This window comes from Streptomyces mangrovisoli (assembly GCF_000974985.2).
In the GTDB taxonomy this organism is placed as follows: domain Bacteria; phylum Actinomycetota; class Actinomycetes; order Streptomycetales; family Streptomycetaceae; genus Streptomyces; species Streptomyces mangrovisoli.
In genome coordinates this window covers 124,760-142,202 of the sequence record NZ_LAVA02000003.1, presented here as the reverse complement: position 1 = coordinate 142,202, position 17,443 = coordinate 124,760, and the positions used below count along the sequence as shown (strand labels likewise).

Annotated in this window: 15 protein-coding genes and 1 tRNA gene; 8 read left to right on the top strand and 8 right to left on the bottom strand. The window is 71.3% G+C overall.

Translation table 11 applies throughout. From position 1 onward, the window contains the following. Positions 1 to 18: 18 nt before the first annotated feature. Positions 19 to 1,359 carry an MraY family glycosyltransferase gene (locus WN71_RS01675; protein WP_052742872.1) on the bottom strand — a complete coding sequence of 447 codons (1,341 nt, stop codon included), beginning with the start codon at positions 1,357 to 1,359 and terminating at the stop codon, positions 19 to 21. Positions 1,360 to 1,752: 393 nt separating this feature from the next. Between WN71_RS01675 and WN71_RS01670 the strand changes: the two genes are divergently transcribed. After that, entirely contained in the window at positions 1,753 to 4,059 is a 2,307-nt protein-coding gene (locus WN71_RS01670) for a (Fe-S)-binding protein (RefSeq protein ID WP_046581387.1), read from the top strand. An 80-nt stretch (positions 4,060 to 4,139) separates the two neighbouring features. On the opposite strand, the gene WN71_RS01665 is transcribed toward WN71_RS01670, so the two are convergent. Beyond that, on the bottom strand, positions 4,140 to 4,499 hold the full coding sequence (locus WN71_RS01665) for an antibiotic biosynthesis monooxygenase family protein (protein ID WP_046581385.1): 360 nt from the start codon (positions 4,497 to 4,499) through the stop codon (positions 4,140 to 4,142). A 237-nt stretch (positions 4,500 to 4,736) separates the two neighbouring features. On the opposite strand from WN71_RS01665, the gene WN71_RS01660 reads away from it, so the two are divergent. From WN71_RS01660 to WN71_RS01650, 3 genes are all read left to right on the top strand, one after another. After that, positions 4,737 to 6,221, top strand: a complete 1,485-nt coding sequence (locus WN71_RS01660) for an FG-GAP and VCBS repeat-containing protein (RefSeq protein ID WP_046581384.1) — start codon at positions 4,737 to 4,739, stop codon at positions 6,219 to 6,221. A gap of 33 nt (positions 6,222 to 6,254) precedes the next feature. Then, the gene (locus WN71_RS01655) at positions 6,255 to 7,286 is read left to right on the top strand and encodes a Yip1 family protein (protein WP_079177577.1); all 1,032 of its coding nucleotides are present in this window, start codon (positions 6,255 to 6,257) and stop codon (positions 7,284 to 7,286) included. 65 nt (positions 7,287 to 7,351) lie between these two features. Next, positions 7,352 to 8,056, top strand: a complete 705-nt coding sequence (locus WN71_RS01650) for a DUF4328 domain-containing protein (protein ID WP_046581380.1) — start codon at positions 7,352 to 7,354, stop codon at positions 8,054 to 8,056. On the opposite strand, the gene WN71_RS01645 is transcribed toward WN71_RS01650, so the two are convergent. Beyond that, entirely contained in the window at positions 7,980 to 8,489 is a 510-nt protein-coding gene (locus WN71_RS01645) for a phosphoribosyltransferase (RefSeq protein ID WP_046581609.1), read from the bottom strand. The two genes, WN71_RS01650 and WN71_RS01645, sit on opposite strands and share 77 nt — an antisense overlap. Positions 8,490 to 8,494: 5 nt before the next feature. Beyond that, on the bottom strand, positions 8,495 to 9,070 hold the full coding sequence (dcd, locus tag WN71_RS01640) for a dCTP deaminase (RefSeq protein WP_046581378.1): 576 nt from the start codon (positions 9,068 to 9,070) through the stop codon (positions 8,495 to 8,497). A gap of 511 nt (positions 9,071 to 9,581) precedes the next feature. Here dcd and WN71_RS01635 point away from each other — a divergent pair. Beyond that, positions 9,582 to 9,655, top strand: a tRNA-Gly gene (locus tag WN71_RS01635). Positions 9,656 to 9,714: 59 nt separating this feature from the next. Here WN71_RS01635 and WN71_RS01630 read toward each other — a convergent pair. The 3 genes from WN71_RS01630 to WN71_RS01620 form a co-directional block, all read right to left on the bottom strand. After that, entirely contained in the window at positions 9,715 to 11,178 is a 1,464-nt protein-coding gene (locus WN71_RS01630; protein WP_046581377.1) for an FG-GAP-like repeat-containing protein, read from the bottom strand. Positions 11,179 to 11,382: 204 nt separating this feature from the next. Beyond that, positions 11,383 to 12,876: an FG-GAP-like repeat-containing protein gene (locus WN71_RS01625; protein ID WP_046581375.1), complete on the bottom strand. Its 1,494-nt coding sequence runs from the start codon at positions 12,874 to 12,876 to the stop codon at positions 11,383 to 11,385. 230 nt (positions 12,877 to 13,106) lie between these two features. Continuing rightward, positions 13,107 to 13,577: a VOC family protein gene (locus tag WN71_RS01620; RefSeq protein ID WP_206299992.1), complete on the bottom strand. Its 471-nt coding sequence runs from the start codon at positions 13,575 to 13,577 to the stop codon at positions 13,107 to 13,109. A 214-nt stretch (positions 13,578 to 13,791) separates the two neighbouring features. On the opposite strand from WN71_RS01620, the gene WN71_RS01615 reads away from it, so the two are divergent. The 3 genes from WN71_RS01615 to WN71_RS01605 all read left to right on the top strand — a co-directional run bounded on the left by WN71_RS01615 (position 13,792) and on the right by WN71_RS01605 (position 15,755). Beyond that, complete coding sequence (locus tag WN71_RS01615) at positions 13,792 to 15,192, top strand: FG-GAP-like repeat-containing protein (RefSeq protein ID WP_079177575.1); 1,401 nt, start codon at positions 13,792 to 13,794, stop codon at positions 15,190 to 15,192. 94 nt (positions 15,193 to 15,286) lie between these two features. Further along, complete coding sequence (locus tag WN71_RS01610; protein ID WP_046581372.1) at positions 15,287 to 15,508, top strand: hypothetical protein; 222 nt, start codon at positions 15,287 to 15,289, stop codon at positions 15,506 to 15,508. A gap of 67 nt (positions 15,509 to 15,575) precedes the next feature. Next, on the top strand, positions 15,576 to 15,755 hold the full coding sequence (locus WN71_RS01605) for a hypothetical protein (RefSeq protein ID WP_046581369.1): 180 nt from the start codon (positions 15,576 to 15,578) through the stop codon (positions 15,753 to 15,755). Positions 15,756 to 15,877: 122 nt separating this feature from the next. Here WN71_RS01605 and WN71_RS01600 read toward each other — a convergent pair whose 3' ends face one another. Further along, a complete protein-coding gene (locus tag WN71_RS01600) occupies positions 15,878 to 17,359 on the bottom strand; it encodes an FG-GAP-like repeat-containing protein (RefSeq protein WP_046581367.1) in 1,482 nt (493 codons plus the stop codon). Positions 17,360 to 17,443: the final 84 nt, after the last annotated feature.

The following is a 17,443-nucleotide window of genomic DNA, read 5'->3' as shown; positions in this document are numbered from 1 at the left end:
GTCTGTGAGGCTCAACTCTTATCCGTTCCTTACACGCAACACCTCTCCGACCTGCGACGACATCAGCGACCGGAGGCCGCGCACCCCGGAAACGGGGTCCCCCGGAGGGCGTACGGCGGAGTCGCGTCCGCGCGGCAGCCGCACATCGGTACCGCGTCCGCCCGGCAGCCGTACGACCGCGTCATGACGTTCCCCGAGCCGCACGGCGCACTCCCGCCCCACCACGAGCCGTACGGCCGTCTCCCGTCCGGGTCCACGGGAGGGCCTTGCGCCCGTCTCCCGTCCGGGTCCACGGGCGAGCCGCGCGCCCGTCTCCCGCCCGCATCCGCCAGCGGGCCGTACGACCGCCTCCCGCCGAGGCCCGCCCGGCAGCCGTAGCGCCGTCTCGCCCCGCCGGGCGGGGACCGGCACCCGCACCAGGGCCAGCACCAGCGCGAGCGCGCCGCCCGCCACCCACCACAGCGCCCCCTCGCCGATCCATCCGCCGTGGGCGAGCACCCCGACGACCACCCCGGCGGCGGAGACCGTGCCGAGCAGCACGCTCGCGCCCGGCTCGGTGAGGCCGAGCCGGCGCAGCCGGTGCGCGAGATGGTCGGGCGCCCGGCGCCGCAGCGGCCGCCGCCCGAGCCGTCGGGCCGCCACGACGAGCAGCGCGTCGGCGCCCGCCACGGCGGTGAGCGCGAACAGAACGCCCGCGCTGGGCGCGAGCCCGTACCCGCTGCGGGCGAGCACGGCCGCGGAGGCCAGCAGGAACCCGGTGAACAGGGACCCGCAGGCGCCCAGGGCGATCCGCGCCGGATGCCAGTTGTGCATCAGGAACCCGGTGAGCGCCGCGGCCAGCACGCTGAGCAGCACCGCGACCCCGTCCAGGACCTCGGCCGCCGCGCACGCGCCGACCCCGAAGGCGGTGACCACGCCCACGGTCCCGGCCAGCCCGTCGGCGTGGTCGAGGCCCTTGAAGGCGAGCGTGACGGCGACGATCCAGACGACGGCCAGCAGTCCGGCGGGCACCCCCGTCTCGTCGTAGGGCACCACCCAGGCGGCCGCGACGGCCGTGCCCAGGGCGAGGAACCGGGTCCTGAGCCGCCACACGTCGGCGGCGCCGCCGAGCAGCGCCAGCACCGCCGCCGCCCCGGCGAGACGGCCCGCCCCGGCGCCGTCCGGCAGCAGCCCGCACCCGTCCCCCACGGCGACCACCGAGCAGGTGGCGGCCACCACGGCGGCGCCGCCGAGCAGCGGCACCGGGCGCGCCCGCCGCCGGTCGGCGAGCCCGGCCCGCAGGACGGGCACCCGCAGCAGCGCCGCGAGCAGGGCGGCGAGCAGCAGGGCGGCGATGGCGGCGGCGATCCCAGAGAGCACGGGTCCAAATTAGGCGCGAATGCAGCAATTATTGATGAATAACACGATCGGATTGTCCGGAATGCTCCGCCTGAGGGAGCTCGACCGCCGCTCCGGCCACCCGGCGACCCCGGCGGAACGCCGCCGGAAGGCCGGTGGAACACCGCCGGGAGGCCGAAGAAAGGCCGGTGGGAGGCCGGAGGAAGGCCGGTGGAACACCGCCGGAAGGCCGGAGGAAGGCCGGTGGAATGCCGCCCTCACCCGGGGGGTAGCCGGCACGGCGGTTGAGGTCACCCTCAGCGACGCAGATCACCGCACGCCTGGCTACAGTGCGAGGAAAGATACGGGTAGTCTCAGACGGACTGCATAAGTTACCGCTTAGTAATCTCCCTCGCAGGCCCGAGGAGCCCCCAAATGCAACTCGCCGCGATCATCGTGTCGCTGGTTCTCGCCGTGGTCGGCGTGGCGCTGTTCGCCCGCGCCATCGCGCAGATCTACCGGTTCGTACGGCTCGGCCAGGACGTTCCCGCCGGCACCCGGACCGACGACTGGACCGCCCGCACCGCCACGGTGATCAGGGAGTTCCTCGGCCACACCCGGATGAACCGGTGGGGCGTCGTCGGCGTGGCCCACTGGTTCGTCGCCGTCGGCTTCTTCTCCCTGGTGCTGACCCTGATCAACGCCTTCGGCCAGCTCTTCGAGGCCGACTGGACGCTGCCGGTCATCGGTCACTGGCTGCCGTACGAGATGTTCGTCGAGTTCATCGGCACGATGACCACGCTCGGCATCCTCACGCTCATCGTGATCCGCCAGCTGTCGCTGCCGACCCGGGCCGGACGCAAGTCCCGCTTCGCCGGCTCCAACTTCGGCCAGGCGTACTTCGTCGAGGCCGTCATCCTCATCATCGGCCTCGCCATCATGACGCTGCGCGGCCTGGAGGGCGCCCTCGCCCACGTGGACGGCTACGAGGCCGCCTACTTCGCCTCGTACCCCCTGGTCGCCGCCTTCCGGGGCACCGGCACCGCCACCCTCCAGAACCTGATCTACCTCACCGCGATGATCAAGATCGGGACGTCCTTCATCTGGATGATCACGGTCTCGCTCAAGACGGACATGGGCGTCGCCTGGCACCGCTTCCTGGCCTTCCCGAACATCTGGTTCAAGCGCAACGCCAAGGGCGCGACCGCCCTCGGCGGCCTGCTGCCGATGACCTCGGGCGGCAAGCCGATCGACTTCACCGACCCCGGTGACGACGACGTCTTCGGCGTCTCCCAGGTGGAGCAGTTCTCCTGGAAGGGCCTGCTCGACTTCTCCACGTGCACCGAGTGCGGCCGCTGCCAGTCGCAGTGCCCCGCCTGGAACACCGGCAAGCCGCTCTCCCCGAAGCTGCTGATCATGTCGCTGCGCGACCACGCGCACGCCAAGGCGCCCTACCTGCTCGCCGGCGGCGGCAAGAGCATGGAGGGCGAGGAGAAGGCGTCCGAGGAGCAGCTCGCGGGCGTGCCCGCCGCGGCCCTCGCGGAGGCCGAGCGCCCCCTCATCGGCACCGCCGAGGAGAACGGCGTCATCGACCCCGACGTCCTGTGGTCCTGCACCACCTGCGGCGCCTGCGTCGAGCAGTGCCCGGTGGACATCGAGCACGTCGACCACATCGTCGACATGCGCCGCTACCAGGTCATGATCGAGTCGGCCTTCCCGTCCGAGGCGGGCACGATGCTCAAGAACCTGGAGAAGAAGGGCAACCCCTGGGGCCTCGCCAAGAAGCAGCGCCTGGAGTGGACCAAGGAGGTCGACTTCGAGGTCCCGGTCGTCGGCCAGGACATCGAGGACCTCACCGAGGTCGAGTACCTCTACTGGGTCGGCTGCGCCGGCGCCCTGGAGGACCGCGCCAAGAAGACCACCAAGGCCTTCGCCGAGCTGCTGCACATCGCGGGCGTCAAGTTCGCGATCATGGGCGGCGACGAGAAGTGCACCGGTGACTCCGCCCGCCGCCTCGGCAACGAGCCCCTCTTCCAGGAGCTCGGCATGGAGAACGTCATGGCGCTGAACATGGCGTTCGGCGAGGAGATGGACGACGACGGCAAGGTGACCGACGAGTCGCGCAAGCCGAAGTCGGCCAAGAAGATCGTCGCGACCTGCCCGCACTGCCTCAACACCATCGGCAACGAGTACCCGCAGCTCGGCGGCGACTACGAGGTCATCCACCACACCCAGCTGCTCCAGCACCTGGTGGACGAGGGCAAGCTGGTCCCGGTCACCCCGGTCGAGGGCATCATCACCTACCACGACCCCTGCTACCTGGGCCGCCACAACAAGATCTACACGCCTCCGCGCGAGATCATCGCCAGCGTCCCGGGCCTGCGGAACGAGGAGATGCACCGCCACAAGGAGCGCGGCTTCTGCTGCGGCGCCGGCGGCGCGCGCATGTGGATGGAGGAGCGGATCGGCAAGCGCATCAACAACGAGCGCGTCGACGAGGCGCTCTCGCTGAACCCGGACATCGTCTCCACGGCCTGCCCGTTCTGCCTCGTCATGCTCACGGACTCCGTGAACGGCAAGAAGGCTGCGGCTGAAAGCGGCTCCGCCGCGGGCGTCAAGGTGAAGGAGTCGATCCAGGTCGTCGACGTCGCCCAGCTGCTGCTCGACTCGGTGCGCACCCCGGTCGACCCGGCCGGCGAGCCGGAGCCGGAGAACGCGCCGGAACCGGAGCCCGCGAAGTAACACCCGTTCGGCGTACGACGGCGCCCCCGGCCTCATCGAGAGGCCGGGGGCGCCATCGTCGTAGGGCGTGGGACCCGCCGCTACTCCTTCGGGCCGGCCTGCTGCACGACCTCGAACGACCACAGCGTGGAACCGGAGGCGGCCGGACGCGGCCGCTCACCGCCCTCGCCACCGCCCTGAGCACCGCCGCCCTGGCCGCCGGCGCCCTGCCCCTGGTGGGCGGCCTTCATCGGCCCCTCCATCCACGCCTGGAAGGACGCCTCGTCCCGCCAGCGCGTGTACACGAGGTAGGTGTCGGTGCCCTCGACGGGCCGCAGCAGCTCGAACCACTCGAACCCGTCGGAGTTCTCGACGGCGTGGGCCCGCGAGGCGAACCGCTTCTCCAGCGTCTCGCGCTGCTCGGCGGGGACGGTCAGTACGTTGATCTTGACTACGCTCATGCGCCCAGTCTGCCCCGCGCGGGGTCCCCGCGGGGCCCGGCCCGCCTCTCCGGAGCCGGTTCACACCAGTCCCAGAAATTTCCCGGTGTCACGTACAACCATTTCGCACCGATGGCGGTCTCCCTCTTGCCGACCTGCTCATGACACCGAGGCGAACTCGCGGCGAACACGGGCAATACGGCACCCCATCGACTGCGGATGCCCTCGCGGCATCCCGCATGCAGCAGGAGAAACCGCATGCACAAGCAGCACCTGCGACTCGCCCTCGCGACGGCCACGGCCGCCGCCATCACGGGCGGTCTGCTGACGTTCGCGGCGCTTCCCGCGTCCGCGGCGGACTCCACCCACGTGGCCCAGGCCGACTTCAACGGCGACGGCGTGGGCGACGTCGCCTCCTCGGCCCCGGACGCCTCCGTCAGCGGCCACGCCAACGCGGGCGCGGTCGTCGTGCTCTACGGCACCAAGTCGACCGGCATCAGCTCCTCCAAGCGCACCACCCTCAGCCAGAACAGCTCCGGCGTCCCCGGCACCGCCGAGGCGGGCGACGTGTTCGGCTACGACACCGCGTACGCCGACTTCAACGGCGACGGCTACGACGACCTCGCGGTGGGCACCCCGGACGAGAAGGTCGGCAGCGACGCCGACGGCGGCACGGTCGCCATCCTCTGGGGCTCCAAGAGCGGCCTGACCGGCAAGGGCCTCACCGTCGCCGACCCGGCGGCCTCCTCCCACGACTACTGGGGCCGGACCCTGGCCGCGGGCGACTTCGACGGCGACGGCAAGGCCGACCTGGCGGTCGGCAGCTCCTCCTCGACCATGTACCTGTACAAGGGCGGCTTCACCACCGCCGGCGCCTACGGCAGCCGTACGACCTTCAAGCCGCCGATCATGTCCGGCGGTTCCGACGGCCCGCAGCACATCACCGCGGGTGACGTGAACGGCGACGGGAAGACCGACCTCGTGGTGGACGGCTACGAGACGGAGACCGGGACCGGCTGGAACACCAACTACTGGCTGCCCGGCAGCTCCACGGGCCTGAGCGGGTCCTCCGCGGTCAAGCTCAGGGCCGGCATCGTCACCGGCATCGGCGACATCAACGGCGACGGCTACGGCGACATCGTCACCGGCGCCGACTGGAACGGGACGATCGACGGGGACGACCCCGTCGCCATCCCGGACTCCTCCGACGGCGGGCGGGCCAACATCACCTACGGCTCCGCCTCGGGCCCGGCCGGCACCACCTACATCAACCAGAACACCGGCAGCGTCCCCGGCACGTCCGAGAAGGACGACGCCTTCGGCTGGGACCTCGACCTCGGTGACATCAACGGGGACGGCTACCAGGACCTGGTCGTCTCCACGCCGCTGGAGGACATCGGCGGCGTGACCGACACCGGCATGGTCACCGTCCTGTACGGCTCCGCCTCCGGCGTGAACACCGCCTCCGGCGCCCAGTCCTTCGCCCAGAGCACCGCGGGCGTCCCGGGCAGCGACGAGAAGTACGACATGTTCGGTGTCGACGTGAAGCTCGACGACGTCAACGGCGACGGCAAGGCCGACCTCATCGTCGGCTCGACCGAGAACAGCGGCAACGGCGCGGTCACCTACCTGCCGTCCAGCGGCACGAAGATCACCACGACCGGCTCCCGCGCCCTCTCCGCGAGCGCCTCCGGCCTGTCCACGGCGGGCTACCCGCAGTACGGCTCGGTCTTCGCCGACTGACCCGGAGAACCCGCAGAACCTCCCCCTTAGGGGATGTCACAGCTCGGCAGCAAAGCCGGGCCCGGAACCCCGGGCCCGGCACACCGATCTCCCGGACCAGGTACGTTCGATGACGTGGCTGGATTCAGGAACGGACGCGGCAATCGCGACGACCGCGCCCCGCACGCGCGACCTCAGAACCCTCCGTACGGACAGCAGGCCCCGCAGGGCCCGTCGTACGGGCAGGGACCGTCGTCGTACGGACAGCAGGGCCAGGGCCCGTCGTACGGGCAGCAGGGGCCGTCGTACGGCTACCCGCAGAACCCGCGGCAGCAGCAGCCGTACCAGCAACAGCAGCAGCAGTACGGCTACGGCGCCCAGGGCGAGCCGGAGTACTTCGGCGACGGGTACCCGCAGGGCGGCCCCGACCCGTACGCGGCGAACAACCCCGGCTCCACGCAGGCGTTCCGCGTGGGCGAGGAGCCGTACAGCCAGGGCGAGACCTATCACGCGGGCGCGGCCGCGGCGCCGCCCGGACCGGTCGGCCCGCGCCTGCACTGGAAGGAACTGCTGCGGGGGGTCGTGTTCTCCCCCGACCAGACCTTCCTGCGGATGCGCGACTACACGATGTGGGGCCCGGCCCTGCTCGTCACCTTCCTCTACGGCCTGCTCGCGGTCTTCGGCTTCGACGGCGCCCGCCAGGACGCGATCAACGCGACCCTCAGCAACGCGGTCCCGATCGTGCTGGTCACGGCCGTGGCGATGGTGCTGAGCGCGTTCGTCCTGGGCGTGGTCACCCACACCCTGGCCCGTCAGCTGGGCGGCGACGGCGCGTGGCAGCCCACGGTCGGCCTCTCCATGCTGATCATGTCCCTCACGGACGCGCCGCGCCTGGTCTTCGCGATGTTCCTCGGCGGCGACGCGACGTTCGTGAAGCTGCTGGGCTGGGCGACCTGGGTGGCCGCCGGCTACCTGCTGACCCGCATGGTCGGCCGCTCCCACGACCTGCCCTGGCCGAAGGCCCTGGGCGCGTCGGCGATCCAGCTGATCGCCCTGCTGTCGATCGTGAAGCTGGGCACGTTCTAGGACGCGGCTAGAATCCGCTGCGACCTGCGGAGATCCCGCACAATCGGGCGCTTCGGAGGTACGGCATGACGAGACGTACGGCGTCGCCGGGCGCCCTCGCGTGGTGGACGTGCGGGGCGCTCGCCGCGTGCGTCCTGCTGACGGTGGCCGCGCACCTGGCGGGCCGGCACAAGTACGAGATGCTGCGAGCCGCCGCTCGGACTCATTCCCTCGGCGGTGAGCCGCGGGTGCGGGCCGACATGTGGTTCGGCAACCTGACCGGGTGGCTCCAGGCGTCGACCGCGCTGGCCGTCGTTCTGTTCGTCTTCTGGCTGCGCCGGACGCGCGCACTCGCGGAGCTGGTGTGGCCCGAGGCGCGACGCCCCCGCCGCACCTGGCGGATCCCCGCCTGGCTGCTCGCGCCCGCCTGGCTGTTCCTGCTGCCGATGACGTCCGTGAACGAACTGTGGGCCGCCACCGAGCCCGAGGAACGCCGTCGTCCCGCCACCCCGCTGCTCGTCGTGTGGTGGCTCTGCGTCCTCGCGACCGCCTACCGGACCACGGCCGGCGCGCCCGCCCTGAAGCGGGCCATGACGGCGCCCGCGGCCCTCGACGCCCTGCACCGGCTCCTGCTCTCCGACGGCCTGCGCGTCGCGGCCGCGACCACCACCGCGATCGTCGTCCTGCGCCTGAGCGGCAGGCTGGACGCTGCGGTCAGAGCGCTTCCCTGTTCTCCTTCGGCGCCGCACCCGACCGGTGCACCGGCGGCAGCACGCTCCACGGGAAGTTGATCCACTCGTCCGTGCGCTTCCAGACGTACTCGCACTTCACGAGGGAGTGCGACTTCTCGTAGATCACCGCGCTGCGGACCTCGGCGACGGTGTCCAGGCAGAAGTCGCGGACCAGCTTCAGCGTCTTTCCGGTGTCGGCGACGTCGTCGGTGATCAGGACCTTCTTGTCGGAGAAGTCGATGGCGTTGGGCACCGGCGCGAGCATGACCGGCATCTCCAGCGTGGTCCCGACCCCGGTGTAGAACTCGACGTTCACCAGGTGCAGGTTCTTGCAGTCCAGGGCGTAGGCCAGCCCGCCCGCGACGAACACGCCGCCACGGGCGATCGACAGCACGATGTCGGGCTCGTAGCCGTCGTCGGCGATGGTCTGCGCGAGCTCGCGGACGGCCTCCCCGAACCGCTCGTAGGTCAGGTTCTCCCGTGCGCCGCCCACGCCGCTCACACCTGCGTCCGGTGGAAGTTCAGGTAGGAGCGGGAGGGGGTGGGTCCGCGCTGCCCCTGGTAGCGGGAGCCGTAGCGCTCGCTGCCGTAGGGGAACTCGGCCGGCGAGCTGAGCCGGAACAGGCACAGCTGCCCGATCTTCATGCCCGGCCAGAGCTTGATGGGCAGCGTGGCGAGGTTCGACAGCTCCAGGGTGACGTGCCCCGAGAACCCCGGGTCGATGAACCCGGCGGTGGAGTGGGTCACGAGCCCGAGCCGGCCGAGCGAGCTCTTGCCCTCCAGGCGCGAGGCCAGGTCGTCGGGGAGCGAGATCACCTCGTACGTCGAGGCCAGCACGAACTCCCCCGGGTGGAGGATGAACGGCTCGTCGCCCTCCGGCTCCACCAGGCGGGTCAGGTCGACCTGCTCGACGGAGGGGTCGATGTGCGGGTACCGGTGGTTCTCGAACACCCGGAAGAGTCGGTCCAGCCGTACATCGACGCTCGACGGCTGCACCATGGATGCGTCGAAGGGATCGATGCGGACCCGCCCGGCATCGATCTCGGCCCGGATGTCTTTGTCAGAGAGAAGCACGCCCTGAGGATACGCAAGGCGCGCGGAGCCACCACAATCGTGACGGTTCCACGCGCCGGGCGTACGGGTGCTTCCGCTCCTACCGCTTCTCGAGCGTGACCGGCACGACGCTGCGGAGCCGGGCACAGCGCGGACACCGGACGAGCCGTCCGGGGCCGAGCCGCTCGGCCTTCTGCATCGGGAACGAAGCGGTGCTGAACACGTGCCCTTCGGCACAACGGACGACGGTGCGCTCCATCAAGTCCCAGAGTCCCTTCCCCAAGAGCCACGTCCGGAGGCTGCTCGCCGGACGGCAAATGCCACATTACGGGATCAAAGGAACGACTCTCCAGGCGGCACTCCGGCATCGCGCGGAGCCTCTCCCACACCCCCACCGTACGCCCCAACTCCTGCCCCACGCAGCCCTGTCCACTCCGCAGAACACGACGGGCCCCCGGGCCATCGGCACCGGAGGCCACGCATGAGGTACAGTGAGCGAGCGTTCCGACACCGGCCTCAACCGGCGTCCTACGCGGGTGTAGTTTAATGGTAGAACATCAGCTTCCCAAGCTGAGAGCGCGAGTTCGATTCTCGTCACCCGCTCCACGAACAAGGCCCAGGTCCACGGACCCGGGCCTTTTTGCTGTCGCGCTCGGTGGGTGGGTCTAGTCGGCGAAGAGGGCGCCGTACTGCGGTTCGCCCGAGGTCGAGATGCCGGAGGCGCTGGCGGAGAGGGCGCGGGAGCCGGTCGTGGTGATCTTCGTGCCGGTCGACGGCAGGTACGTCACCGCGCCGTTGCCGCCGTTCTCGTACGAGCCGACGATCAGGTCGGCCTTGCCGTCGCCGGTCACGTCGTCGAGCTTGACGTCGGCGCCGAACAGGTCGTACTTCTCGTCGTTGCCCGGGACGCCCGCGGTGCTCTGGGCGAAGGACTGGGCGCCTGAGGCGGTGTTCACGCCGGAGGCCGATCCGTACAGGACGGTCACCAGGCCGGTGTTGGTCACCCCGTCGATGTCCTCGAACGGGGTGGAGACCACCAGGTCCTGGAAGCCGTCACCGTTGACGTCACCGAGGTCGAGGTCCCAGCCGAAGCCGTCGCCCTTCTCCGAAGTGCCGGGCACGCTCCCGGTGTTCTGGGTCACGGTCGTCATGCCGGCGGGGCCGGACGCGGAGCCGTAGGTGATGTTCATGCGGCCGCCGTCGGAGGAGTCCGGGACCGCCTCGCCGTCCGAGGTCTTTCCGTCCCACGAGGCGCCCGTGACGATGTCGCCGTAGCCGTCGCCGTTGATGTCGCCGATGCCGGTGACGAGACCCATCCTGAGCTTGACGCCGGAGGCGACGCTCAGGCCGCTCGCGGTGCCGGGCAGCCAGTAGTTGACGTTCCACTCGTCGCCGTAGCCGTTGACGACGAGGTCGGTCTTCCCGTCGCCGTTCACGTCGCCCGCGGTGAGGTGCTGCGGCCCGTTGGGGGCGCCGGACGCGATCGGCGGCTTGGCGGTGGTGCGGCTGCCGTAGGAACCGGCAGTGGTGAAGCCGCCCTTGTAGAGGTACAAGGTCGAGGAGGAGTTGGCGACCACGAGGTCGTCCTTGCCGTCGCCGTCGAAGTCGCCCGCGGCCAGGTTGTCGCCCCAGTAGTCGTGCGAGGACGGCGCCGGGTCGGCAACGGTGACACCCTTGCCGGTCAGGCCGCTCTGGGAGCCCCACAGGATGGCGACCGTGCCGCCGTCGGTGTCGGAGCCGACCTTCTCGTGCGGCGCGCCCGTGGCGAGGTCGTCGTAGCCGTCGCCGTTGAAGTCCCCGTAGGCGAGGGAGTAGCCGAACGCGTCGCCCTTCTCGGCGGTGCCGGGGACGCCCGCGCTGTTCTGGCTGAGCGTGGTGCGCCGGGTGGCGGAGACGCCGGTGGTGGAGCCGTAGAGCGCGACCACCGCGCCGGCCTCGGCCTGGCCGCCGACCGAGGCGGTGGCCGCGGAGGTGACGACGTCACCGATGCCGTCGCCGTTGAAGTCGGCCGCGGCCACGTGAGTGGAGTCCGCGGCCGAGGCGGGGAGCGCCGCGAAGGTCAGCAGACCGCCCGTCACAGCGGCGGCGGTGGCCGTCGCGAGGGCGAGTCGCAGGTGCTGCTTGTGCATGGGTGTTTCTCCTGCTGCCCGCGGGATGCCGTGCGGGGCGTCCCGGTCGATGGGGTACCGGTCCGCCCGTGTTCGCCTGGAGTTGTCCTGGGCGTCACGAGCGGGTCGGCGATCAAGAGACACACGCCGGTGCGCAACGGTTGTAGCGACGGGCGGGGAAAGATCGACGCCCCCGTAGGCGCCGCCCCCGCCCGTCCGCCGGCCTCAGTAGCCGAGCACCCAGCCGAAGGCCAGCCCGGTGGTGGGCGCGGGGAGCTTCAGGGATGCCGCGGTGTAGCTGATCGTGCCGGTGCCGGTCAGCCGGCCGGACGTCCGCGTGGTGAAGGTCCAGTCGCGGCCGCTGTAGCCGTCCTCGCCCGGTGCCGCGACGGAGAGGTCGGCACGGCCGTCGCCGTTGAGGTCGCGCAGGAAGAGCCCGGAGCCGTTGAGGCCGCCGAACTGGTCGCCGTACTCGTTCGATCCGGGCACGCCCGCGGTCCCCTGGTTGAAGCTCTGGGCGCCGGTGGTGGTCAGGCCCTTGGCCGAGCCGTAGAGCACGGTGACGGCGCCGGCCTCGTAGTCGGTGCCGATGTCCTCGCCCGGCACACCGATCGCCAGGTCGGCGGAGCCGTTGCCGTCGATGTCGGCGGCCGAGAGGGCGGAGCCGAACTCGTCGCTGTTCTCGTCCGCGCCGGGGACGCCGCCGACGCCCTGCACCAGGTCGACCGGGGTCCGGGTGGCCGCCGGCCCCTGCGCGCTGCCGTACAGCACGCGCACGACACCGCCCTTGTTCACCGGCAGCGGCTGCTTCGGGGTCCAGCCCTCCTCGTCGTGGGCCCCGAACCGGGCCTCGCCGAGGGCGACGTCCGCGTGGCCGTCCTTGTCGAAGTCACCGACCGCCACGGATGTTCCCGTGGTCTCCGAGGACCAGGACGCGGCCTGCACCAGGCCGGTGGACGTGCCGCGCAGGAAGGTGGTGCCGCCGCCACCGGCGCCGCTGTACGCGGCGGCCACGTCGGCCTTGCCGTCGCCGTCGATGTCGCCCACGCCGATGCGCACGTTCTTGCTGAAGTGCGGGATGCCCGCGGAGACACGGGTGAGCGACGCCGGGGTGGCACCGGGGGTGAACGGGCCTCGCGCGACGGACACCCCGCCGGCCTCGTCGCCGCTGTCGGCGGTCACGATGTCCGGCTTGCCGTCGCCGGTGACGTCGGCGATCGCGATGCCGTCGAAGCCGTTGCCCGCCGACTGCTGCACGCCGGGCAGCACGGTGCCGCCGGTGAAGCCCTTCGGGCCGCTCCACAGGATGGTGATGCGGCCGGTCTGCTCGTTCGTGGCCGCGTCCTCACCGGCCGCGAGGACGACCAGGTCCGCGTAGCCGTCGCTGTTCAGGTCGGCGCTGGCCAGGTGGTAGCCGAACTCGTCGCCCTTCTCGGAGCTGCCCGGGACGCCGCTCGTGGACTGGCTGACGACACGGCGGTCGGCGGTCCTGGGCCCGCTCTTGGAGCCGGGGATCACGACGACGTAGCCGGCCTCCTTGACGCCGTTCGCGGTGCCGGCGGGGACGCCGATCGCCAGGTCGCGGTAGCCGTCGCCGTCGAAGTCGTACGCCTTGGCGGCGCCGGCCGCGGAGGCCGGGCCGGCGGCGACCGCCAGCAGACCGCCGGTGAGGGCCGCGGCGGCGGCGGTCGCCAGGGTGAGACGTATGCGGTGATGCATGCGGGTGCTCTCCAGGACATGCGGGGATGCGGGGCATCCACTGACGTGGGTCGTCGCCCTACGCCGCACCGCGTCCGTTCACCTCGCATACGCCCGGACGTGGATCGGCGTTGGTAAAGAGCAGACCAACGGAGAGCGTGTGTGGTTGTGCGGGGAACGCGGTCTTCTCGTGCGGGGCCCGCACAAGAAGACCGCTCGCCCCGGTCGTGAAGACCGCTCGTCCCGGTCGTTCAGGCCGGGGTGTCCGCGTCCTGGGCGGCGGCCGCGAACGCCTCCGGGCCCTGTTCCACCGCCGCCGGGTCCATCCACATGACCTGCCAGCCGTGGCCGTCGAGGTCGAAGAAGCTGCGGGAGTACATGAAGCCGTAGTCCTCGGCACCGTCCGCCTCGGTGGCGCCCGCCGCGAGCGCGGCGGCGCTGACCGTGTCGACCTCGGCGCGGGAGGACACGCCGAAGGAGTAGAGCGCCAGCGCGTGCGTGGTGGGGTCGGCGATCGGCAGCTTCGAGTACTCCGCGAACTTCTCGCGGTCGAGCAGCATGACGAAGGCGTGCTCGCCGACCAGCATGCAGGCGGAGCTCTCGTCGGTGAACTTCGGGTTGAAGCCGAAGCCGAGCTTCTCGAAGAAGGCCTTGCTGCGTTCCAGGTCCGTCACGGGGATGCTGACGAACAGCATGCGGCCGGCGTGTGCGGGAGTGGTCATCGTGGGTCTCCGGTCGTGAGTGGGGGTCGCTGATGGCGTACGTCCCTATAGACCAGGACGGTCGGCGGAACTCATCGGCCGTCCGGAGATCGTCCCGCCGGGGCCGCCGTTTCGAGCCCGTGTCACAACGGACTCACAGGCACCACAACCATCGTGCCGCCGCGATGGTCAACATGAACGACCGATGTACCAGGGACCGATTCCGGGAGTATCCGTGCCCCACCGCATCCGCCGTCGTTCCGTCCTGGGCTGTGCCGCGCTCGCCGCGCTGCTCACCGCCCCCGTGGTGCTGGCCGCGCCGGCCTCCGCCGCGACGACGACGCCGGTGATCGACTTCAACGGCGACGGCTACGCCGATCTCGCGATCAGCGCGCCGAACGCCACGGTGTCCGGCGTCGCCGACGCGGGCTATCTGTCGATCGTCTACGGCTCCTCCGCCGGGGCCGACACCGCGCACGCCAAGGTGATCACGCGCGCCACCGCGGGCGTGCCCGGGGACGTCCTGCAGTACGACACCTTCGGCAGCTGGACCGCCGCCCGCGACCTCGACGAGGACGGCTACACCGACCTCGTGGTCGGCGGCTACCACACGCCCGTGGTGCTGTGGGGCTCCGCACAGGGACTGCGCGAAGGCGCCGCGCTCTCCGGCACGACGTACCAGGTGGGTGCGGGCGACATCAACGGCGACGGGCACGCCGACGTCGTCGCGAACACCGGGGGCGCGCTGGAGGTGCGCTTCGGCCCCTTCACCCGGGCCGGGGTGCCCGCCTCGACCGACACGCTGGCCTTCGACGACGAGGACGGCCCCCAGGGCTTCACCGTCGGCGACGTCACGGGCGACGGCAAGGACGACGTCGTCACCCAGCACGGCTTCGAGGAGATGCAGTACATGTCCCGCCTGTACAAGGGCACGTCCACCGGCCTGAGCAAGACCTTCCAGTCCTCCGGCTACTACACCGTCGGCGGGATCATCGCCGACGTGAACAAGGACGGCTACGGCGACTTCATCGCCCGGCAGGTCTCCCATGTCTCCGAGACGAAGGAGTACGACGCCGGTGACGTCCGCGTCGTCTACGGCTCGGCCTCCGGTTTCTCCAGCCGTACCCAGAAGATCAACCAGGAGACGCCGGGTGTCCCGGGCGTCGGCGAGACCGGCGACGGCGACACGAAATACGGGGACCAGTTCGGCTACTCGCTCGCCGCCGGCGACGTGACCGGCGACGGCTACCCGGACATCGCGGTCGGCGTGCCCGGCGAGGGCATCGGCTCGGTCCGCGAGGCGGGCGCGGTGGTCCTGCTCAAGGGCGGCCCGTCCGGTCTCACCGGCACCGGGGCGCAGGCCTTCAACCAGTCCACGTCGGGGGTTCCGGGCGCGTCGGAGAAGGGTGACAACTTCGGCGCCTCGGTGCTGCTCGCGGACGTCAACGCCAACCACCGCGCGGACCTCGCCGTGGGCGCGCCCCAGGAGGACGGCACCTACCAGAACTCCGGTGCGGTCTGGCTCCTGCGCGGCTCGAAGACCGGCCTGACGACCACCAACATCACGTCCTTCGGTCCCAGCGCCCTGCACGCCCCGGAAGCGGGCGCCCGCTTCGGGGACACGTTCGCGCGCTGATCCGGGGCCGTTTCGGGGGTGCCGAATCAGGGCGGCGGGCGGATTTGTGCGGATGGCCACAGCATCCGGGGCCTCCGTGGGCGCATACTGAGCCATGACCAAGCCCGCGGCACCCAAGCGTCACCTGCCCACCAGCCCCTTCAAGGCCCCGGTCGCACCGGCCCCCAAGCACTTCGCCCTGGGCGACCAGGTCACTCATGACGTGTACGGGCTCGGCCGGGTGATCGGCATCGAGGACGGAATCGCGGCTCTCGTCGATTTCGGGCCCGAGCAGATGCGCATTCTGAGCCCGTACGCCAAGATGACCAAGCTCTAGTGCCCACTCGCGGCACGCCAGGTCCCGGCAGGGACCTGTAACGAAAGGCAGACCTCTCATCGACTCGATGTCGCTGTTCTCCGCCCCGGAAGGGCACCTGAGCCGTTCCGCCGCAGTGTCGCCGCCGCCGGCGACCAACCCCTTCCAGGCCCCGGACTTCGGAGAGAACTCCGGAGACGACGAGAGCCTGTGGCCCGAGGAGGCCGACGGCCCCGAGCCGCGCAGGACGCGGTCCAAGGCCGCCTAGGGCCCGTCACGAGCCGCCCCCGTACGTGTTCGGGGGCGCAGCCATGCCCTGGGCCGGCCGCCCTGGGCCGGCCGCCGCCACCGGAAGCCCGCGTGCCGAGCTCCGGCGGCGCCCCGCGCCTCTCAGAAGGCGCTGTGCGGACTCGTGAGTGCCGCTCCGAAGTAGCCCTTCGGGCCGCGCACGGTGATTCCGGCGCTCTTGCCGCACACGTCGACGGAGCCCTTGAGGACGGGGCCGGAGGCCGAGCCGCGGGCGATCCAGACGCAGCCGTCGCTGTTCTCCGTGGGGATGCCGACGACCGTCTCGGCCTTGCCGTCCTTGTTGAGATCGGCGAGATGGACCGCCGCGCCGAACTGGTCGCCGGTCTCGACGGCACCGGGCACCTGGGCGGTGTCCTGGGTGTAGCCGACCGCCTTGGCGGTGGTCAGACCGGTGGCGGAGCCACGCAGCAGTACGACCGTACCGGCCGACTCGTGTGTCCCGACCGCCTCGCCCGGGACGCCGACGACGACGTCGGCGCGGCCGTCGCCGTCCACGTCGCCCACGCTGAGCGACTGGCCGAACCGGTCGCCGTTCTCGGCGGTTCCGGGCACGCCCGCGGTGGCCTGGTGGAAGATCTTCGGCTGCTGGTCGGCGGTGATGCCCTGCGCGCTGCCGTAGAGCACCTGGATCTCGCCGCCGCGGTGCGCGGCCCCGGACATGTTCATCGTGGAGTCGTCGTCCCCGATGCCGGTGACCAGGTCGCCGTAGCCGTCACCGTTGACGTCGCCGATCTGGCCGGCGTAGCCGTCCGCGGCGGTCAGATCGGTCGGCCAGTTCGAGAAGGGGTCCTCGCCGATCGGGCCCTCGTCGGCGTACACCGATCCGCGCAGGTCGTCGTCCGAGGGGCCGGGCAGCCAGAACCGTTCGGCCTTGCCGTCGCCGTCCACGTCCCCCATGACCACGCCGCGGGCGTTGACGCGCCATTCCAGGTAGGCGGAGGCGGCCTTGCCGGTGCGGCCGAAGGGGCCGGTGTAGGCGCTGGACTCGCAGCCCGAGCCGATGCCGACCTCAGGGGCGCCGTCCCCGTCCATGTCCCCCGTGGCCAGGGACATCCCGAAGCGGCAGTACTTCTGCCCGTCCCCGAAGCCGGCCGACGGCGCGATGGTGGCGCCGCCCGCCAGACCGTGCGGTCCGCCCCACACCACGGTCACGGAGCCGCGGGAGGTCTTGCCGTCGACGTCCTCGTGCGGGGTGCCGACCAGCAGATCCGCGTAGCCGTCCCGGTCCAGGTCGGCGCTGGCGACGGCCTCGCCGAACCCGTCCGAGTCCTCGGGTGTGCCCGGGATCCCGGTGGTCGCCTGCGTGATCACGGTCCGCCGGGAGGCGCTCACGGACGACGCCGACCCGTACAGGACGACGACGGCTCCGGCTCCCTCCACCGAGCCGTTGGCGGCCTCGGGGGCGCCCACCACCAGATCGCGGTAGCCGTCACCGTTGAAGTCGTCCTGGACGGACGCGGTGTTGGCCCCCTTGTAGGGCGCGGCGGCGGAGGCCGTCCCCGGGACGAGCGTGACGGCGAGGATCGGGGCGAGCACGGCCGCGGCCGTGACTGCTCTGCGCAACGGAACTCCTTGACGGGACGGCGCGGACCGCGCATGACAGGAGCAACACCGGGGCCGCTCGGTCACTTCGACCATCGAAGGCAC

Coding starts and splice junctions, on each gene's coding strand:
- WN71_RS01670 (WP_046581387.1), top strand. CDS start 1,753: ATGCAACTCGCCGCGATCATCGTGTCGCTGGTTCTCGCCGTGGTCGGC.
- WN71_RS01665 (WP_046581385.1), bottom strand. CDS start 4,499: ATGAGCGTAGTCAAGATCAACGTACTGACCGTCCCCGCCGAGCAGCGC.
- WN71_RS01660 (WP_046581384.1), top strand. CDS start 4,737: ATGCACAAGCAGCACCTGCGACTCGCCCTCGCGACGGCCACGGCCGCC.
- WN71_RS01655 (WP_079177577.1), top strand. CDS start 6,255: ATGTCACAGCTCGGCAGCAAAGCCGGGCCCGGAACCCCGGGCCCGGCA.
- WN71_RS01650 (WP_046581380.1), top strand. CDS start 7,352: ATGACGAGACGTACGGCGTCGCCGGGCGCCCTCGCGTGGTGGACGTGC.
- WN71_RS01630 (WP_046581377.1), bottom strand. CDS start 11,178: ATGCACAAGCAGCACCTGCGACTCGCCCTCGCGACGGCCACCGCCGCC.
- WN71_RS01625 (WP_046581375.1), bottom strand. CDS start 12,876: ATGCATCACCGCATACGTCTCACCCTGGCGACCGCCGCCGCCGCGGCC.
- WN71_RS01620 (WP_206299992.1), bottom strand. CDS start 13,577: ATGACCACTCCCGCACACGCCGGCCGCATGCTGTTCGTCAGCATCCCC.
- WN71_RS01610 (WP_046581372.1), top strand. CDS start 15,287: ATGACCAAGCCCGCGGCACCCAAGCGTCACCTGCCCACCAGCCCCTTC.
- WN71_RS01605 (WP_046581369.1), top strand. CDS start 15,576: ATGTCGCTGTTCTCCGCCCCGGAAGGGCACCTGAGCCGTTCCGCCGCA.